Genomic DNA, 17,322 nt, shown 5'->3' on the forward strand with positions numbered 1-17,322 from the left:
CTCACCGAGCATGCCCCAAACGGCGCGAGCCATGTATTGACCGTCGTCGGGCGACCCGCCCGGTCAGGCGTGCAGCACGGCGGGCCAGTCCCCCGACGCGACCAGGACGGCCGGACCGGAGAGATAGCTGGTCTTCTCGTCGAGAGTCACCGTCACGGTGCCGCCGAGCACGTGGACGGCCCAGGTTCCGGTGGTACGGCCGGAGGCGTGCGCGGCGGCCACGGCGGTCGCGACCGCACCGGTGCCGCAGGAGCGGGTCTCCCCCGACCCGCGCTCGTGGACCCGCATGGAGAGGGCGTCGTCGGCCACCTGGTTGATCAGCTCGATGTTGACGCCGTCGGGATAGACCTCGCGGTCGAATCGGGGCTGCTCGGTGAGGTCGAGCTCCGCCACCGGATCGTCGATCAGGCAGGCCAGGTGCGGGTTCCCCATGTTCACGTTCAGGCCGTGGTATTCGCGGCCGTTCACGGTCGTACGGCTCTCGCCGAGCACGCGGGGCCTGCCCATGTCCACCGTGACGTCTCCCTCGGACGCCAGCCGTACCCGCTTGACGCCGCCCCGGGTGGCGACGCCGAACTCGCCCGGCGCGGCCAGCCCGGACGCGACGAGATAACGGGCGAAGACCCGGACGCCGTTGCCGCACATCTCGGCCACGCTGCCGTCGGCGTTGCGGTAGTCCATGAACCACTCGGCCCGGCCGGCCTGGTCGGCCACCTCGGGGCACAGCTTGGTGCGGACGACGCGCAGCACGCCGTCGCCGCCGATCCCCGCGCGCCGATCGCACAGCGCGGCGACGGCCGCCGGCGCGAGATCGAGCGCCGCGTCCGGATCCGGGAGGATGACGAAGTCGTTCTCTGTGCCGTGTCCCTTGACGAACCGCATAACAGCGGATTTTAGTCTGCGCGGCCTCCCCGGCCCGCCGCCGCTACCTGGTAATCAGCGCGAGCGCGCGATCGGTCAGGTCGGGGGCGTCGAAGGGCAGCCACACGACCCGAGGATCACGGCGGAACCACGACTCCTGGCGGCGGGCGAACCGGCGCGTGGCCCGGATCGTCTCGTCCCTGGCTTGCTCCTCGGTCCACTCCCCGCCGATGAAACGCAGCACCTGGGCGTAACCGAGCGCCCGGCTCGCCGTACGGCCCTCGGCCAGGCCGAGCTCCGCGAGCCGCCGCACCTCGTCGACGAGACCGGCGTTCCACATGCGGTCGACCCGCAGGGCGATCCGCTCGTCGAGGATCGGCCTCGGGACCTCCACGCCGATCTGCACACTGTCATAGATCGAGTCGTACGACGGCATGGTGGCCGAGAAGGGCCGCCCGGACAGCTCGATCACCTCGAGCGCCCGGACGATCCGGCGGCCGTTGCTCGCCAGGATCTGGGCCGCCGCCACCGGATCCTCCCTGCTGAGCCGCTCGTAGAGGGGGGCCGGTCCCGTCTCGGCCAGTTCCTTCTCCAGCCGGTCGCGGATGGCCGGATCGGTCCCGGGGAACTCCAGGTCGTCCAGGGCGGCGCGGACGTAGAGCCCCGACCCCCCGGCGAGGACGGGCGCCCGGCCCGCGGACCTGAGCCGGTCGATCAACGGCCGGACCAACTGCTGGTATTCCGCGACGCTCGCGGTGCGGGTCACCGGCCAGATGTCGAGCAGATGGTGGGGCACGCCCTTCCGTTCGGAAACGGTCAGCTTCGCCGTTCCGATGTCCATGCCTCGGTAAAGCTGCATCGAGTCGGTGTTGATCACTTCGCCGCCCAGCCGCAGCGCCAGATCCACGGCCAGGTCGGATTTTCCGGCCGCCGTGGCGCCCACGACGGCGATGACAGGTAGTCGCCCCACAACGATAAGTCTCTCAACTCCTGGGTAAGAGGAAGCCGTACGATGCCTGGTCGCATCGAATCGGGGTGAGATCACGATGTCGATCATCGACAAGGTCAAAGAAATGATCAGCACCACAGCCGAGAAGCTGCAGAACATCCCGAAGCAGCGTCACGCGAAGACCCAGCAGGCCCAGGAGACCATGTCCGACGTGACAGGCCAAGTGCGCGACACGTTCGAGGGCGCCGAGGGCAGGATGGGCGAGGAGAGAGGCCCGGAGAAGCCCGGACCCGGCGGGCCCGGCGGGCCCGAATCCCGCTGACCACCGCCACCGCCGGCGCCGACGCCCGCGTGAAGGGTGCCGCTCCGAATGCCACGGAGCGGCACCCGCTCAGAGGTCCCAGTCCAGCGTGGGCGGCAGGTAGCCCTCAAGGGTCAGCAGCCAGCGTTTGGACTCCACGCCCTCGCCGCCGCTGAACCCGCCGAGGCCGTTGCCCGCGACGACCCGGTGACAGGGCACGATGACCGGTATCGGGTTGCTGCCCATGATCGATCCGATGCCCCTGGCGGGCACACCGGTCCCGCTCCTGGCAGCCAGTTCGCCATATGTCACGACCTGTCCGTACGGCACCCTGGCGAAGAGCATGCCCAGCACCTGCCGCTGCAACGTGGACATCAGCCGCCAGTCGACGGCGACGCCGAACTCCCGCAGCTCCCCGGCGAAGTAGGCGGCGAGTTCCGCCCGGGCGGGAGCCGTACGGGCCGGGTCGTCGGCGACGGCCATCCGCAGCCGCTCACGGATCCGGTCACGCGTGACGGGGCTGTCCTGGAACGCCGTCGCGGCGACGCCGTCCTCCGTCACGGCCGCGAGCACGTCGCCGAGTTTCGTCGGAACGCTGGCGAAGGCGACTGTATGCATGGCCCCATCATGTCGGGCGGAAAGACCGTCGGGTTCACCCGGGCGGGGACCGGCGCCCCGTTGTGGACCGCCCCCGCACCACGCCCTCACACCGGGCCCCCGCACCGCGCTCTCACACCGGGGCGGCGTCCCACCCGGCCGCGATAGGTTGAGACGTGCACCGCGAACTCGTCGTCCTCGGAACCGCCAGCGCCGTCCCGACGCGGCGGCGCAACCACAACGGCTACCTGCTGCGGTGGGACGGCGAGGGCTTCCTGTTCGATCCCGGCGAGGGGACCCAGCGGCAGATGCTCCACGCCGGCGTGAGCGCGCACGACATCACCTGGATCTGCGTCACGCACTTCCACGGCGACCACTGCCTCGGCGTTCCCGGTGTCGTCCAGCGGATCGCCCGGGACCGCGTCTCCCACACCGTCCAGGCCGCCTACCCCGCGAGCGGGGAGACGTACTGGGCGCGGCTGCGGCACGCCTCGGCCTTCGCGGACACCTCGGTCGTCAGGGCGCGACCGGTATCCGGCGAGATCACGCACCTGCCGGCGGGACCGGTCGCGCTCACCGCCCGGCCGCTCTCCCACCCCGTGCCGGCGTACGGCTACCGCGTCGACGAGCCGGCCGGGCGGCGGATGCTGCCCGGTGAACTCTCCAGGCGCGGGGTGAGCGGCCCCCTGATCGGCGAGTTGCAGCGGCATGGCACGGTGACCGCGCCGGACGGCTCCGCCGTCCATCTCGCCGACTGCAGCGTGCCGCGGCCGGGGCAGAGCGCGGCGTTCGTCATGGACACCCGGCTCTGCGACAGCGTGTTCGCGCTGGCCGAGGGGGTCGACCTGCTCGTCATCGAGTCCACGTTCCTGTCCGCGGAGTCGTCCCTTGCCGTCGAGTATGGCCATCTCACGGCGGCCCAGGCGGGAAAGGTGGCGGCCGAGTGCGGCGTGCGACGCCTCGTCCTGGCCCACTTCTCGGAGCGCTACTCGGCGGACGACGAGCCGCGCTTCCTCGACGAGGCGGGCGAGGCCTTCAGCGGCGAGATCACCGTCGCCCGTGACCTCATGCGGATCCCGGTGCCCAAGCGAGAGAACTGATCCCGACCGGCGCCGCAGGGCGACCTCTCCGGGACCTGGGCGCCGAGCTCGCCCGGTCAGGTCACAGCGGCCCGGTGTCCTCTCAAGCCGGGCGGGACTCTCCAACCGAGCGGGACTCTCCAGCCGGGCGGGTCTCTCCGGCGCACCACCGGGCCACGAAGTAGCCGACGCCGTAAGGCGCGTCCTGGTAGAGCAGCTCGCCGCGCAGTCCGCCCTCTTCACGCTCTGCCGCGGCGGCGAGGACCTGGAAGACGGCCCGTCCGGCCGCCCACAGCTCTTCGGCCTCCACCCGGTCGAGTGCGGCGAGCCGGCTCGTCCGCGCGTTCCCGAGCGCGTCCGCCAGCATCGCGTCGTACCGCGCCGCCGCCGGATGCAGGTATCCCGGGGACTTCTCGGTCAGCCGGGCCGAGCCGTCTCCCATGGCCAGGACCGCCACCCTGCCACCCGCGTGGGAGATCCGCCGGCCGAGTGCCTCGCACTCTTCGGACGACGCGTCGAAGGCGATCGCCTCGAACCGGACGGTCGTGACGAGCTCGGGAAGCGCCCCTCGGTCGAGCAACCAGCGGCCGATGGTGAGCGACAGAGGAAGGACGGGCTCGCCCGGGCCGACGTGGACGTCCAACCCCCACGGCCGGAGCGTGCCGGCGGCGTCACCCGGGAAGGAGGCGCTCTCCGCGGCTCCACCGAGCACGACGATCTGGTCGGGCTCGGATCGGACGAGCGACCGGACGGCACTCGCGCAGGCCGTACGGAGCGGATCGAGCTCGGACGCGGCCGATCCGGCGAACTCGGGGACGATCAATGGCGGATGCGGGCATACCGCGGCGGCGACGAGCACCGATCCAGGCTATCCGTCACGACCTCGGACTCGACCTTGACGGCGGTTCGTCTCCCGTGACCGCGTCACCGGCAGAGCCTCAACGAGCTCGGCCGACCTCGGCTGCGTGCTGATCTGCTCGGAGAACCTCACGTGATTGGGTTAGTCCCAGATATCCCTGGCGGAACGCCCGTTCCGGGCTGAAAATCGGGGTGGTTGCCCGCCGACGTCGTAGTTGCTTGGTCCGGTTGAGGCCGTTTGTTAGTAACCGCCGACCGGATCTCCGGGCTCGACGACCCCGGCGCCTCCGGTGCGGTCCACCGCGTCCGGGTCGCTCGCGCCGCCGGTGGGCGGCCTGGTCGGCGACTTGCCGGTGCCCGACGACTTCGTCTCGCTCGTGGTGGGCGTCCTGCCACTCGTGCCGCCGTCACCGGCGGACGGGACGCCTCCTCCGCCGTCTCCACCGGCCTCCGTGCCCGCACCGGGAGCACCGGACGCGGCGTCGTCCTGGCCACCGTCACTCGGCGCGGCGTCATCGCCCGCCGCGCCCTTGTCGTTCGACGCGGCGTCGTCGCCGGATGTGGGCCGCCTGTCGGCGGACTCACCGCTCGGAGCGGATCCACCGGCTCCGCCCGAGTCGCCGGCCACCGCGTAGACGATGCCTCCGCCGGCCAGGACAGCGACGAGTGCGGCGCCGGCGATGACGCGCTTGTCGAGGCCGGTCCTGCGACGGCCTCTCCGCTTGTTCGCGCGGGCGGGGCTCAACGGGCTCGTGGGGGCGGGTCGGGCCGGGTCCTCGTCGTGGTACGCCGACGATCGGTCGTGCCTGTCCAAGGTGACAACTCCCTGCGGCTGGTCGGGGCGGCTGATCGGGGAAACCTCCAGGCTTCCGAAGGGTCCGGCCAGCCTAGCCACCCAAAGCCACCTTTTGCACATCAACCACTCAAATAGCACCAATAACCCTTAAATGATCTCAAACCACCCGGAGAAGATCGCGTGGCGGACCGAGGATCGCGGAATCCCCGCCGCCCGCCCCGGCGGTGGCCCACACTGGTCCCGCCTCACGCAACAGAACCGGCGCGGATCGATCACGAAAGAGTCACCCTTTGTCAGGCTTGCCAGATTTTTCGGACTTCGCACCGTCCCGTGCGCACCGGTGGGGTGCGGGACTCGCCGTGGCCGGAGCCACCGGCGTCGTGGCCGTGGCCGGGCTCGGCATCTTCCTCGGCACGGCTCGCGATCCCGGTGTCGACCACGACCGTCCCCCACACAGAGCACACGGAGGGCCACCTCTCGGGGCGCTCGGCCCGGCGCACGCACCGGATTCCTTTGACCACCTCGATCCCGTCCGCCCCGGGAGCCCGGGTACGGCGGGCGGCATGGGCATGTCGGGCGACACCAGCGGAAACGGCGGCACAGGAGGCTCGGGCGGCGCGGGCGGCGGCAGGGCCGGTGGTGTGACGAACGGCTCGGCCGCGAACGCCCCCGAACCCGGCCGCCCCGGAACCGGTGACTCCGGAGCCGGTGGTTCCGGAACTGTCGGCTCTGGAGCTGTCGGCTCTGGAACTGTCGGCTCTGGAACTGTCGGCTCTGGAACTGTCGGCTCTGGAACTGGAGCACCCGCGAAAGGCAGCTCCGGCGGGGACGGATCGGGATGGGGAGCGCAGCCCGCACGTCCCACGCCCGGACCGGCGGCGCGCCCCTCTCCGGAGCCGATACGGACACCGGGAACGTCTCTCGAGCGTGTGGTGACACCACCGGCGGCTTCGGCCCCCGTGACGCGGCTCAGGCTCCCCCCGTTATTGCGCCCCGCGACACGCCTGTCGCCGGTGCCCATCCCTCCTCCGGTGCCCATCCCTCCTCCGGTGCCGAGCCGGGATCCGGGCGGCGACACGGGTCAGCAGCCATCGTCCCCCGGAAAGCCGGCGACGCCCACGAAGCCGACGGCCCCCGCGAAGCCGACACCTGAAAAAGACCCCATCACCGGAAACGCGACGATCACCGGAAAGACGGGAATCACTCGGCGGGCACCCGCCAAACCGGAACACCGGAACGGGCTGCCGCGGTCACGCCCCATCCCCGACCCATGTGCGACGTTCCACGACATACGCCGGGACTACTGCTACCAGCTCCTCAACAGCTTCACCGCGTCCCGCGGCTGAGGCCGGGACCGGCCCACGGACGTGGCTCGACCAGTGCCACCCCAGCACGACATGTCGTCGCTCCGGCGCTGAGGGCGGCGGCAAGCGGAGCATCCGCGCGGCCACCTGATCCGCTGCCGGGAACGGCGCGGGACGGCCGCCCCCACGACGGCCGTCCCAGGCTTACGGGCGGACGGAGCAGGCCGAGGAGGTCTCTGGAGCCGCCGGAGGGCGGCCGATGGTCGGCATGCCGAGATCGACCCCACGCCCCTTGTCGGGCGCCGCCTGCCTGGCCTCCCACGCGTCCCCGGCACGCGTACGCCGTACGGAGACGACCTTGTCCGCCACGAGGTGGTGCGGGGCCGCATAGGTGACCTCGGCGGTCACCATGTCGCCGGGCCGGGCTTCCACGGACGCGAGGTGCACGAGGCGGTTGTCGGCGGCGCGGCCGGACAGGCGGTGGGTGGCGTCGTCCTTGCGGCCCTCGCCCTCGGCGATCAGCACCTCGAGCGTGCGGCCGACCTGCTTCTTGTTCTCCTCCCAGGAGATCTCCTCCTGGAGGGCCACCAGACGCTCGTAACGCTCCTGGACGACCGCCTTGGGCACCTGGTCCTCCATGGTGGCCGCCGGAGTGCCCGGGCGGATGGAGTATTGGAAGGTGAAAGCGTTGGCGAAGCGGGACGCCCGGACGACGTCGAGGGTCTGCTGGAAGTCCTCCTCGGTCTCGCCGGGGAAGCCCACGATGATGTCGGTCGAGATGGCGGCGTCCGGCATGGCGGCCCGGACCCGGTCGATGATGCCGAGGTAGCGTTCCGCGCGGTACGACCGGCGCATGGCCTTGAGCACACGGTCGGACCCCGACTGCAGCGGCATGTGCAGCTGGTGCACGACGTTGGGCGTCTCGGCCATGGCGTGGATGACGTCGTCGGTGAACGCGGCCGGGTGGGGCGAGGTGAAGCGGACCCGCTCCAGCCCCTCGATGTCGCCGCAGGCGCGCAGCAGCTTGCCGAACGCGAGCCGGTCCCCGAACTCGACGCCGTACGTGTTGACGTTCTGGCCGAGGAGGGTGATCTCCAGGACGCCCTGGTCGACCAGCGTGCGGACCTCGTTCAGGACGTCGCCGGGCCTGCGGTCCTTCTCCTTGCCGCGCAGCGACGGCACGATGCAGAAGGTGCAGGTGTTGTTGCAGCCGACGGAGATGGCCACCCAGGCGGCGTAGGCCGACTCTCGCCTGGTCGGCAGCGTCGAGGGGAAGGTCTCCAGCGAGTCCTTGATCTCGACCTGGGCCTCCTGCGCGATGCGGGCGCGCTCCAGCAGCACCGGCAGCGAGCCGATGTTGTGCGTGCCGAAGACCACGTCCACCCACGGAGCCCTGCGGACGATCTCGCCCTGGTCCTTCTGCGCCAGACAGCCGCCGACGGCGATCTGCATGCCGTCTCGGGCCATCTTGATCGGGCGCAGGTGCCCGAGGTTGCCGTAGAGCCGGTTGTCCGCGTTCTCCCGGACGGCGCAGGTGTTGAACACGATGACATCCGCCGTCTCCCCCTCGGGGGCGCGGACGTATCCGGCGTCCTCCAGCAGCCCGGACAGGCGCTCGGAGTCGTGCACGTTCATCTGGCACCCATAGGTCCGTACCTCGTACGTGCGGGCGCCTGCTTCGGTGACAGTCATCTCAACCAACAAGGGTAGGCGCTTCGGCGACCCCGGAACGCCTCCACCGGCCGCATCCCCGGTCAGGACAATGTCCCACCTATCCAGACAAAACGATCAATACTCCGAAACGGCCTTCAAAAGATGACGCACGGCGCTCACTCATACGTAACCGGCGAACCGCTGTTCTTCCAGGGCTCCACCCGCCATACATGACCACATACGGATGATCGGCCCCCTTGCGACCCGTCGTGCGCTACGAGAAGATCTCCAAACGCCTTTGGCCAGAGACGTCATTCCCCTCCGGAATGGCACATTTCGGTCACCCGTATCTCGCGCATCGAGAAATGACGATATGAGGAGCCTGCGGTGCAGACCCAGGAGAATGTCGAGCGGTTCGGATACCGGCAGGAATTACGCCGCGGCATCGGACTGACCGACCTGGTGTTCTACGGCCTGATCTTCATGGTGCCGATCGCACCGTTCGCGATTTTCGGTCAGGTTTACCAGGAATCGCACGGCATGCCGGCCCTGGCGTACCTCATCGGAATGGTCGCCCTGCTGTTCACCGCGGCGTCCTACGCGCAGATGGTCAAGGCGTTCCCGCTGTCCGGCTCCGTCTACAACTACGCCGGCCGCGGCATCGCCGCCCCCGTCGGCTTCATGACCGGGTGGGCCGTCCTGCTCGACTACGTTCTCGTGCCCGGCCTGCTGTACCTGGTCGCGTCGATCGCCATGAACGCCACCGTGCCGCAGATACCGGTGTGGCTGTGGCTGATCATCTTCGTGGCGATCAACACGGTGATCAACCTGCGCGGCATCCGGATGACCATCTCGCTCACCAAAACACTGATCATCGCCGAGATGATCGTGCTGGCTCTGTTCCTCGGGGTCGGCGTCTGGGCCCTGCTCCGGGGTGAGGGCCGAGGGTTCAGTTTCACGCCGCTGTTCAACCCGGACACCTTCTCCTGGCCCGTGGTGTTCGGCGCGGTCTCGATCGCGGTCCTGTCCTTCCTCGGGTTCGACGGGATCAGCATGCTCGTCGAGGAGGCCAAGGGCGGCTCCGCCCAGGTCGGGAAGGCCATGCGTCTGGCCCTGATCCTGGCCGGCGTGCTGTTCATCGTCCAGGTGTGGGTGGCCGCGCTGTTGGTTCCCGACCCGGCCGACCTGCTGGCCCACGGCAACGAGCGCGGCACCGCGTTCTACGACACGGCCGCGGCCGCCGGCGGCAGTTGGCTGGCGCACGTCATGTCGACCGCGACCGCGATCTCCTGGGGACTGGCCGACACCCTGGTCGCGCAGGTGGCCGTGTCCCGGCTGCTCTACGCGATGGCGCGTGACCGGCAGCTCCCGTCCTTCCTGGCCAGGGTGTCGGTCAAGCACTCCGTGCCCGCGAACGCCACCCTGCTCGTCGCCACGTTGTCCGTCGTCCTCGGGGTGTGGATGTCCACCCGAAAGGACGGCGTCACCCTGCTCTCCAGCCTGATCAACATGGGTGCGCTGATCGCCTTCGTCATGCTGCACGTCTCCGTCATCGTGCACTACGTGATCCGCCGGCGGTCGACCGACCTCCTGACACATCTGGTCGTGCCTCTCGTGGGGATGGCGATCCTCATCTTCGTCGTGATCAACGCCAACATCCTGGCCCAGACGCTGGGCCTGATCTGGCTCGGCGTCGGCGTCCTGGTCCTGTGCGGCCTGTACATCGCCGGTCGCCGGCCCACCTCACCCGGCTTCGCCGTGCTGGAGGAGACGCGGTGAGCGACGTCACGCGTGGCCCGAAGCCCTGCCCGCCCGTAGGCCCGCGTCCCGATCGGGTCCCGCCGGGATAGGCCGCCGCCATCCGCCTCCGGGACGCCCACAGCAAAGGACCCCCGACCGCCATGAACCGGCTGCCGCTCTACCAAGACCTGTATCTGATCGCCCACGACCCAACCGGCAAGCCACTGATCCACCAGGCCTCGCTGGGCATCGGCCTGGCCGGCGCGGTGCTGCTCGACCTGGCCCTGAGCGGTCGCCTCGACATCACCCAGGGCCGGCTCTCCGTCTATGACCGCAATCCCATCGGCGACAGCGTCGCCGACAGCCTGATCCCCGTGATCCTGCAGGACCGCGACAACCGTGACACCAGGTTCTGGATCAGGAAGGTGGCCGAGGACATCTACGACCGCGCCTGCGGCGGCCTGGTCGCCGCGGGCGTGCTCACCCGGGTCACCAAGCGCCGCATGGGCATGATGACGCAGACCCGCTACCAGCCCGTCGACGCCGCGCCGGTCGTCCGGGCGCGTTCCGGGGTGCGCCAGGCCGTCGAGGCCTGGGAGCATCCGGACGCGCGGTCCGCGGCGCTGTGCGGCCTGGTGGGTGTGCTGCGGTTGGAGGCGGCCCTCCACCTCTCCCAGCCGTCCGGCCAGATCGTGGGCCGCCTGCGCTCCATCGCGCGCGAGCACCCCCGGCCGGTCAACGACGTCATCGGCGTCGTCGAGGCGCTCATCAGCGAGAACGCCGTCGCCACGTACCGGTGACCGGCCGAACCGTCACACCGGTGACACCAGAGGGAAATGTCACGACATGTGAACGTAGAGAGCCTGTGATCTGATCGGTACCGGGGCTTAGTGACTTGGCGACGTTGACACGCCTACGTTGTTGACCATGACGGAGCCCGATGACCCCAGCCCTCTTGTGAGCCTTGAAGGCGTCAACAAGAGCTTCGGCACGCTGCACGTGCTGAAGGACATCAACCTCAGCGTCGCGCGCGGCGAGGTCGTCGTGGTCATCGGGCCGTCCGGCGGCGGCAAGTCCACGCTGTGTCGCCTGGTCAACCGCCTGGAGACCATCGACTCCGGGACGATCACGTTCGACGGCCAGGAGCTCCCCGCGGAGGGAAAGGCGCTGGCCAGGTTCCGCTCCGACGTCGGAATGGTCTTCCAGTCGTTCAACCTGTTCTCACACAAGACGATCCTGGAGAACGTCACCCTCGGGCCGATCAAGGTACGCAAGATCGCCAAGGCCGAGGCCGAGAAGCGCGGCATGGAGCTGCTCGAACGAGTCGGCATCGCCTCGCAGGCGGCGAAGTACCCCGCCCAGCTCTCCGGCGGCCAGCAGCAGCGCACCGCCATCGCCCGCGCGCTGGCCATGGATCCCAAGATGATCCTTTTCGACGAGCCGACCTCGGCGCTGGACCCCGAGATGGTCCAGGAGGTGCTCGACGTCATGACGGGCCTGGCCCGGGACGGCATGACCATGATGGTCGTCACCCACGAGATGGGGTTCGCCCGGCGGGCCGCCGACCGGGTCGTGTTCATGGCCGGCGGCGAGATCGTCGAAGAGGGCCGGCCCGACGAGTTCTTCACCGATCCCCGGACGGACCGCGCCAGGGATTTCCTTTCCAAGATCCTCACACACTGATCACGCAATCCTCCCCGAGCCGCGATCCGGCTCGGCGTACGGAAGTAGAGGTGGCAGTAAGTGGCAGTAATGCGAGCACGTCGAGTCTGGGCGGTTCTCGCCGTCGCCGCCACGGCCGCGAGCCTGACGGCCTGCGGCGGGGGCGACGAGAGCTACTCCAGCGTCGCCGAGAAGCTGGAGAAATCCCAGAAAGTGGTCGTCGGCACCAAGTGGGACCAGCCGGGCCTGGGCCTGAAGAAGGGCGCCGAGCCCGAGGGCTTCGACGCCGACGTCGCGAGGTACGTCGTCAAGCAACTCGCCGGCGGCAAGGACGTGGACATCACCTGGAAGGAGTCCGCCTCCTCGAACCGTGAGGCGTTCCTCGCCAACGGCACCGTGGACATCATCTTCGCCTCCTACTCCATCACCGAGAGCCGCAAGGAGAAGGTGACGTTCGGCGGGCCGTACATCGTGGCCCACCAGGACGTCATGGTCCGCAGCGACGACAACGCGATCATCAAGCCGACCGATCTGGCGGGCAAGCGGATCTGCCAGGCGGCGGGCTCCAACTCCTACAAGCGGATCACCGACCCGCCGCCGGACGGCGAGCTCAACCTCGACGCCCAGCTCGTCGGCGCGGCGACCTACTCCGAGTGCGTGAGCAAGCTCGGCGGCAACAACCTCGACGCCGTCACGACCGACGACCTGATTCTGGCCGGGTTCGCCGGTCAGGCTCCGGGCAAGTTCAAGATCCTCGGCCAGCCGTTCACCGACGAGAAGTACGGCGTGGGCCTGAAGAAGAACGACACCAAGACCTGCGAGGCCGTCAACACCGCCATCACCAAGATGTACGAGGACGGCACCGCCCAGCAGCTGTTCACCAAGTGGTTCGGCCAGGCACAGGGGCTCAATGCCCCCACCGGGGTTCCGACGTTCGAGCCCTGCGCCTGACCGTGTCCTGAGGACACCTGACATGGCCGCCGCCGAGCCGTTCACCCGGCCGGCGGCGGCCTCCTTCACCGGTGGAGCACGATGGACGATCTGATCAAATACGCGCCGGACCTCCTGGCCGGTTTCCTGGACAACGTCAAGCTCTCGCTGATCTGCGGGGTCTTCGCGCTGATCCTCGGCACGATCCTGGTCTCGATGCGGGTCGCGCCGACACCGGTGCTCCGCGGGGCCGGCACGCTCTACGTCAACATCGTGCGCAACACGCCGCTGACCCTGGTGCTGGCCTTCTCCTCGCTCGGCCTCAGCGACACCATCGGGTTGACCTTCTCCGAGACCCCGAGCACCAACAGCTTCTGGCTGGTCGTGCTCGGGCTGTCCGCGTACACCGCGACGTTCGTCTGCGAGGCGCTTCGCGCGGGCATCAACACGGTCCCGATCGGGCAGGCCGAGGCGGCGCGGGCCATCGGGCTCACCTTCCTGCAGTCCCTGCGGATGATCATCCTGCCGCAGGCGTTCCGCACGGTCGTCGCGCCGCTGGGCAGCGTGATGATCGCAATGATCAAGAACACCACCGTGGCGATCGCCGGAGGCTACCTGATGGAATCGGCCTTCGTCATGAGGGACACCTTCGACGACACAGGGGTGTCGATCCCCATCTTCATCGGACTGGTCATCGCCTTCATGCTCGTGACGCTGCCGGTCGGGTTCGTCACCAGCCGCCTGGCGTCGAGGCTGGCGGTGGCCCGATGAGCGCGAGCGTCCTCTTCGACGCGCCGGGCCCGCGCGCACGGCTCCGCAACAACATCCTGACCCTGCTGTCCGTGGTCGTCCTGGCCTCCGCCGCGTACTACGTCTACGCGAGGTTCGACACCAAGGGGCAGTGGGAGGGCGAGATCTGGAAGCCCTTCCTCGACGCGTCCACCTGGACCGAGTACATCATCCCTGGGCTGCTCGGCACCCTGAAGGCGGCCGGTCTCAGCGCGGTGTGCGCGCTGATCTTCGGCGCGATCTTCGGCCTCGCCCGGCTCTCCGACCATCGCTGGGTCCGGACGATCGCGGGCGCGGTCGTCGAGACGTTCCGCGCGATCCCACTACTGCTGCTGATCTTCTTCCTGTTCTTTCTCGCGCCGAGCGTGTTCGGCGGCGGCGACTACACGCTGATCGCGCTCGTGGCCGGGCTCACGCTCTACAACGGGTCCGTACTGGCCGAGATCGTACGAGCCGGCGTGTGGGCCGTGCCGTCCGGCCAGGCCGAGGCGGCGCAGGCGATCGGGCTGCGCAAGTCACAGATGATGTTGCTGGTCCTGCTGCCCCAGGCGGTGACCGCCATGATGCCGGCCATCGTGAGCCAGCTCGTCGTGCTGCTCAAGGACACCGCGCTCGGCTACATCATCGCGTACGCGGATCTGCTCAACATGGGGTTCAAGGTCCTGCCCGCGGTGTACTTCGGGTCGCTGATCCCGGCCGCGATCGTGATCGGCGTCATCTATATCGGGCTCAACATGTCGCTCAGCGCGCTCGCCACCCGGCTGGAGAGGCGCACCAGGCGCAGCCACCGGACGGCGGCCGGGCCGATCGTCCCGCCCGGAGCCGTCGGCGAGCCCGAAGCAGTCGGCACGCTGACCTGACCAGCGGACGGCACGGCCGAGAACTTTGCCGTTCCCTGTCGTGTCGCTGCTTGGCCGCCGGCCCGCCCCGCCTCGATCCTTGGGCTCGTGCGGCGCGTCGCGGCCCTGCTGCTGGGCCTTTCGATGGTGGGCGCCTCCCTGACGTCGTGCGGAAGGGGAGGCTCCCTCATCGTCGGCGTGCGCGTCGGATATCCGGGGCTGGTCACCCGGCTCCCCGACGAGGGTTACACCGGCTTCGACATCGCGGTCGCCCAGTACGTCACCCGCGAGCTCGGCTACCGCGACGGCCAGATCACCTACACCGGTGACCTCGCCGAGGCCGACATCGTCATCGGCACGACCGACGCCCGCGACGCCGCCGGGCCGTACCTCGTGACGAGCTCGGACCTCCTCGTCCGAGCGGGCGATCTGACGATCAGCAAGCCGAAGGACCTGCGGCGCAGGCGCGTGTGCGGGACCGTCGCGGACGCGGCCCCGCTGGTCCGCAGGTTCGGCGCCGCGTGGAAGGCCGCGTTCCTCGCGGAGGGGAACGTCCCCGCCGCGTGCGCCCCGCTGCTCGCCAAGGGGAAGATCGACGCCATCGTGGCCGACGCGCCGGTCCTCGTGGGACTCGACGCGCAGTACCCCGGACGCTTCCGGCTCTGCGGCGACTCGATCAGCACGAGCTGGTACGGCATCCACGCGCGATCCGGCGGGACCCGCGAGGAGATCGACGCGGCCTTGCGGCGGATGTTCGACGACGGCGCCTGGAACCGGGCCGTGATCAGCTATCTCGGCGTCCTCGCCGCGCGTTACACCACGCCTCCCAAACTGGGCATGACCTAGTGCCCCTCCCGTCAATCTTTGCCCCGTCGCGTGCCCAGGGCGGCACCTCGCCGCGTTGTCGCCCCACCCACGGAATGTCGGCCGTAGCATCTCCACCGCGCGCGGGGACAGTCCCGGAGCGGAGGGGTCTTCTGACGCGGGGACGAGCGGCGGCGCCGCTCTCCTTCCGGCAGGATGGGAGGCATGCCCCCCGAGCCCACGCCCGTGCCGTACGCCGCCTGGCCCTCGCCGATCTCGACGACCGACGTCGCCCGGTCGGGGTTGTCCCTCGGCTTTCCGACGGTGCTGGGCGAGGATCTCTGGTGGGAGGAGGACCGGCCGGCGGAGGGCGGACGGCGCACCGTCGTCCATCGCGACGCCGACGGGATCCTCCATGAGCTGCTTCCCGCGCCCTGGGACGCGCGCACCCGCGTCCACGAGTACGGCGGACGTTCCTACGCCGTCGTCCCCGGGCGAGGGGTCCTCTTCGCCCACCACCGTGACCAGCGGCTCTATCTCGCGGCCCCCGGGACCGAGCCGTGGCCGCTCACGCCGGAGCCCGGCCGTCCCTGCGGGCTCCGCTATGCCGACCTGCTCGTGCACGACGGCCCGGACGGGCCCGAGGTGTGGTGCGTCCGGGAGCGCCACCACGACGACGGCGCGGTCAGCCGCTCCATCGTCTCCATCCCCCTCACGGAACGGCCGGGTTCGCCCGTTCCGGACGGGATCGTGGCACGCGTGAGTGGAAACGACTTCTACGCCTCCCCCACGCTCTCCCCGGACGGGCGACACCTCGCCTACATCTGCTGGGATCACCCGCGCATGCCGTGGTCCGGCACCGAGCTGCGGGTCACCCGCCTCTCGGACGGCCGCACCTGGACCGTCGCGGGCGGCGCCGAGGAGTCGGTGCTCGCCCCGTGCTGGCGCGACGACCGCACCCTGTACTTCGTCTCCGACCGCTCCGGCTGGTGGAACCTCTACCAGGCCGGCGTCCTCGACGGCTCCTGCCGCGCGCTCCACCCCGCGGAGGAGGAGTTCGCCGGACCGCTGTGGCAGCTCGGCGGGCGGCCGTACCAGCCGCTGGACGACGGCCGGATCGCCGTGCTGCACGGGCGCGGCGACCTGCGGCTGAGCGTCCTCGACCCGGCGACGGGGACGCTCTCCGACGTCGAGGCGCCCTACTCCGGCTGGGCCCCCGCGCTGGCCTGCGACGGGCGGACCGTCGCCGGGATCGCGTACGGCCCGCGCCTGCCCCGGGCGGTCGTCCGGCTCGACGGCCGCAGTGGCCGGGTCGAGTGGCTGTGCGGAGACACCGCCGAGCTGCCCGACGCCGCCTATCTCCCCACGCCGAGGGCCGTCGAGATCGAGAGCGGCGCGGGCCGCGCCGGCCGCGTTGTCCATGCCTACCTGTACCCGCCGTCCGGCCCCGGTGCCCTGGACGCCGCTGACGCCGCGGCCACGCCGTACGTCGTGTTCGTGCACGGCGGACCCACCGGGCACGCGACGACCGAGCTGAGCCTGGAGAAGGCGTTCTTCACCAGTCGGGGCATCGGCGTGCTCGATCTCAACTACGGCGGCTCCACGGGGTACGGCCGGGCCTACCGCGAGCGCCTGCGCGGGCAGTGGGGCGTCATCGACGTCGAGGACGCCGTCGCGGCGGCGCGGTGGCTCGCGGCGGAGAACCTGGCCGACCCGGCGCGCATCGCCATCAGGGGCGGCAGCGCGGGCGGCTGGACCGTCATGGCGGCCTGCTGCGCCTCCGACGTCTTCGCCGGAGGCGTGTCGATCGCCGGGGTCAGCGCCCTCGCCCCGCTCGTCGCCGCCACGCACGACTTCGAGTCGCGCTACATCGACTGGCTGGTCGGCCCCGAGACGCTGTACGGCTCCCGCGAACCGCTGGCCCGGGCCGGCGAGATCGACTGCCCCATGCTGCTGATGCAGGGGCTGGCGGATCCGGTGGTGCCCCCGGCCCAGTCGGAGGCGTTCGCCGACGAGCTGTCCGCGCGCGGCGTGCCGTGCACGTACCTCGCGTTCGAGGGCGAGTCGCACGGCTTCCGCCGCCACGAGACCAGGGCCACCGCGCTGGCCGCGGAGCTCTCCTTCTACCGGCAGATCTTCCACACCGCGGCGGCCTGACCA

The 17,322-nt window shown here is 70.2% G+C and carries 16 protein-coding genes; 10 read left to right on the forward strand and 6 right to left on the reverse strand.

The features are described 5' to 3' along the window. Positions 1–63: 63 nt before the first annotated feature. Both dapF and miaA read right to left on the reverse strand, forming a co-directional pair. Positions 64–882, reverse strand: a complete 819-nt coding sequence (gene dapF, locus QSK17_RS10100; RefSeq protein ID WP_285704310.1) for a diaminopimelate epimerase — start codon at positions 880–882, stop codon at positions 64–66. 43 nt (positions 883–925) lie between these two features. Continuing rightward, positions 926–1,831, reverse strand: coding sequence for a tRNA (adenosine(37)-N6)-dimethylallyltransferase MiaA (gene miaA, locus QSK17_RS10105; protein WP_285704311.1), 906 nt, complete (start codon positions 1,829–1,831; stop codon positions 926–928). Between the two features lie 103 nt (positions 1,832–1,934). Between miaA and QSK17_RS10110 the strand changes: the two genes are divergently transcribed. Then, a complete protein-coding gene (locus QSK17_RS10110) occupies positions 1,935–2,132 on the forward strand; it encodes a hypothetical protein (RefSeq protein ID WP_285704313.1) in 198 nt (65 codons plus the stop codon). A 69-nt stretch (positions 2,133–2,201) separates the two neighbouring features. On the opposite strand, the gene QSK17_RS10115 is transcribed toward QSK17_RS10110, so the two are convergent. Then, the gene (locus tag QSK17_RS10115) at positions 2,202–2,729 is read right to left on the reverse strand and encodes a methylated-DNA--[protein]-cysteine S-methyltransferase (RefSeq protein WP_285704314.1); all 528 of its coding nucleotides are present in this window, start codon (positions 2,727–2,729) and stop codon (positions 2,202–2,204) included. A gap of 155 nt (positions 2,730–2,884) precedes the next feature. On the opposite strand from QSK17_RS10115, the gene QSK17_RS10120 reads away from it, so the two are divergent. Further along, positions 2,885–3,808, forward strand: a complete 924-nt coding sequence (locus tag QSK17_RS10120) for a ribonuclease Z (RefSeq protein WP_285704315.1) — start codon at positions 2,885–2,887, stop codon at positions 3,806–3,808. Between the two features lie 82 nt (positions 3,809–3,890). Here the strand turns inward: QSK17_RS10120 and QSK17_RS10125 are convergent, their stop codons facing one another. The 3 genes from QSK17_RS10125 to miaB form a co-directional block, all read right to left on the reverse strand. Beyond that, the gene (locus tag QSK17_RS10125; protein WP_285704316.1) at positions 3,891–4,646 is read right to left on the reverse strand and encodes a class III extradiol dioxygenase subunit B-like domain-containing protein; all 756 of its coding nucleotides are present in this window, start codon (positions 4,644–4,646) and stop codon (positions 3,891–3,893) included. A gap of 240 nt (positions 4,647–4,886) precedes the next feature. Beyond that, positions 4,887–5,459, reverse strand: coding sequence for a hypothetical protein (locus QSK17_RS10130; protein WP_285704317.1), 573 nt, complete (start codon positions 5,457–5,459; stop codon positions 4,887–4,889). A gap of 1,490 nt (positions 5,460–6,949) precedes the next feature. Beyond that, positions 6,950–8,437 (reverse strand): tRNA (N6-isopentenyl adenosine(37)-C2)-methylthiotransferase MiaB, encoded by a 1,488-nt coding sequence (gene miaB, locus QSK17_RS10135; protein ID WP_285704318.1) that lies wholly within the window; start codon positions 8,435–8,437, stop codon positions 6,950–6,952. A 348-nt stretch (positions 8,438–8,785) separates the two neighbouring features. On the opposite strand from miaB, the gene QSK17_RS10140 reads away from it, so the two are divergent. The 8 genes from QSK17_RS10140 to QSK17_RS10175 all read left to right on the forward strand — a co-directional run bounded on the left by QSK17_RS10140 (position 8,786) and on the right by QSK17_RS10175 (position 17,319). After that, on the forward strand, positions 8,786–10,177 hold the full coding sequence (locus tag QSK17_RS10140; protein WP_285704319.1) for an APC family permease: 1,392 nt from the start codon (positions 8,786–8,788) through the stop codon (positions 10,175–10,177). Between the two features lie 122 nt (positions 10,178–10,299). Then, positions 10,300–10,938 carry a GOLPH3/VPS74 family protein gene (locus QSK17_RS10145; RefSeq protein ID WP_285704320.1) on the forward strand — a complete coding sequence of 213 codons (639 nt, stop codon included), beginning with the start codon at positions 10,300–10,302 and terminating at the stop codon, positions 10,936–10,938. Between the two features lie 127 nt (positions 10,939–11,065). Beyond that, the gene (locus QSK17_RS10150; RefSeq protein WP_285704321.1) at positions 11,066–11,821 is read left to right on the forward strand and encodes an amino acid ABC transporter ATP-binding protein; all 756 of its coding nucleotides are present in this window, start codon (positions 11,066–11,068) and stop codon (positions 11,819–11,821) included. 69 nt (positions 11,822–11,890) lie between these two features. Next, positions 11,891–12,751, forward strand: a complete 861-nt coding sequence (locus QSK17_RS10155) for a glutamate ABC transporter substrate-binding protein (RefSeq protein ID WP_285704322.1) — start codon at positions 11,891–11,893, stop codon at positions 12,749–12,751. 81 nt (positions 12,752–12,832) lie between these two features. Further along, on the forward strand, positions 12,833–13,501 hold the full coding sequence (locus QSK17_RS10160) for an amino acid ABC transporter permease (RefSeq protein WP_285704323.1): 669 nt from the start codon (positions 12,833–12,835) through the stop codon (positions 13,499–13,501). Beyond that, positions 13,498–14,379, forward strand: coding sequence for an amino acid ABC transporter permease (locus QSK17_RS10165; RefSeq protein ID WP_285704324.1), 882 nt, complete (start codon positions 13,498–13,500; stop codon positions 14,377–14,379). The genes QSK17_RS10160 and QSK17_RS10165 overlap by 4 nt, the downstream gene beginning before the upstream one ends. Positions 14,380–14,466: 87 nt before the next feature. Then, a complete protein-coding gene (locus QSK17_RS10170; RefSeq protein WP_285704325.1) occupies positions 14,467–15,204 on the forward strand; it encodes a type 2 periplasmic-binding domain-containing protein in 738 nt (245 codons plus the stop codon). Between the two features lie 183 nt (positions 15,205–15,387). Then, on the forward strand, positions 15,388–17,319 hold the full coding sequence (locus QSK17_RS10175; protein ID WP_285704327.1) for a S9 family peptidase: 1,932 nt from the start codon (positions 15,388–15,390) through the stop codon (positions 17,317–17,319). The last annotated feature ends 3 nt before the right edge of the window (positions 17,320–17,322 follow it).

It is taken from the genome of Microtetraspora sp. NBRC 16547 (assembly GCF_030268965.1).
Classification (GTDB): domain Bacteria; phylum Actinomycetota; class Actinomycetes; order Streptosporangiales; family Streptosporangiaceae; genus Microtetraspora.

Excerpts from the sequence above, each read along its gene's own strand:
- QSK17_RS10110 (WP_285704313.1), top strand. The coding sequence starts at position 1,935 with ATGATCAGCACCACAGCCGAGAAGCTGCAGAACATCCCGAAGCAGCGT.
- QSK17_RS10150 (WP_285704321.1), top strand. The coding sequence starts at position 11,066 with ATGACGGAGCCCGATGACCCCAGCCCTCTTGTGAGCCTTGAAGGCGTC.
- QSK17_RS10115 (WP_285704314.1), bottom strand. The coding sequence starts at position 2,729 with ATGCATACAGTCGCCTTCGCCAGCGTTCCGACGAAACTCGGCGACGTG.
- dapF (WP_285704310.1), bottom strand. The coding sequence starts at position 882 with ATGCGGTTCGTCAAGGGACACGGCACAGAGAACGACTTCGTCATCCTC.
- QSK17_RS10165 (WP_285704324.1), top strand. The coding sequence starts at position 13,498 with ATGAGCGCGAGCGTCCTCTTCGACGCGCCGGGCCCGCGCGCACGGCTC.
- miaB (WP_285704318.1), bottom strand. The coding sequence starts at position 8,437 with ATGACTGTCACCGAAGCAGGCGCCCGCACGTACGAGGTACGGACCTAT.
- QSK17_RS10175 (WP_285704327.1), top strand. The coding sequence starts at position 15,388 with ATGCCCCCCGAGCCCACGCCCGTGCCGTACGCCGCCTGGCCCTCGCCG.
- QSK17_RS10155 (WP_285704322.1), top strand. The coding sequence starts at position 11,891 with ATGCGAGCACGTCGAGTCTGGGCGGTTCTCGCCGTCGCCGCCACGGCC.
- QSK17_RS10145 (WP_285704320.1), top strand. The coding sequence starts at position 10,300 with ATGAACCGGCTGCCGCTCTACCAAGACCTGTATCTGATCGCCCACGAC.
- QSK17_RS10160 (WP_285704323.1), top strand. The coding sequence starts at position 12,833 with ATGGACGATCTGATCAAATACGCGCCGGACCTCCTGGCCGGTTTCCTG.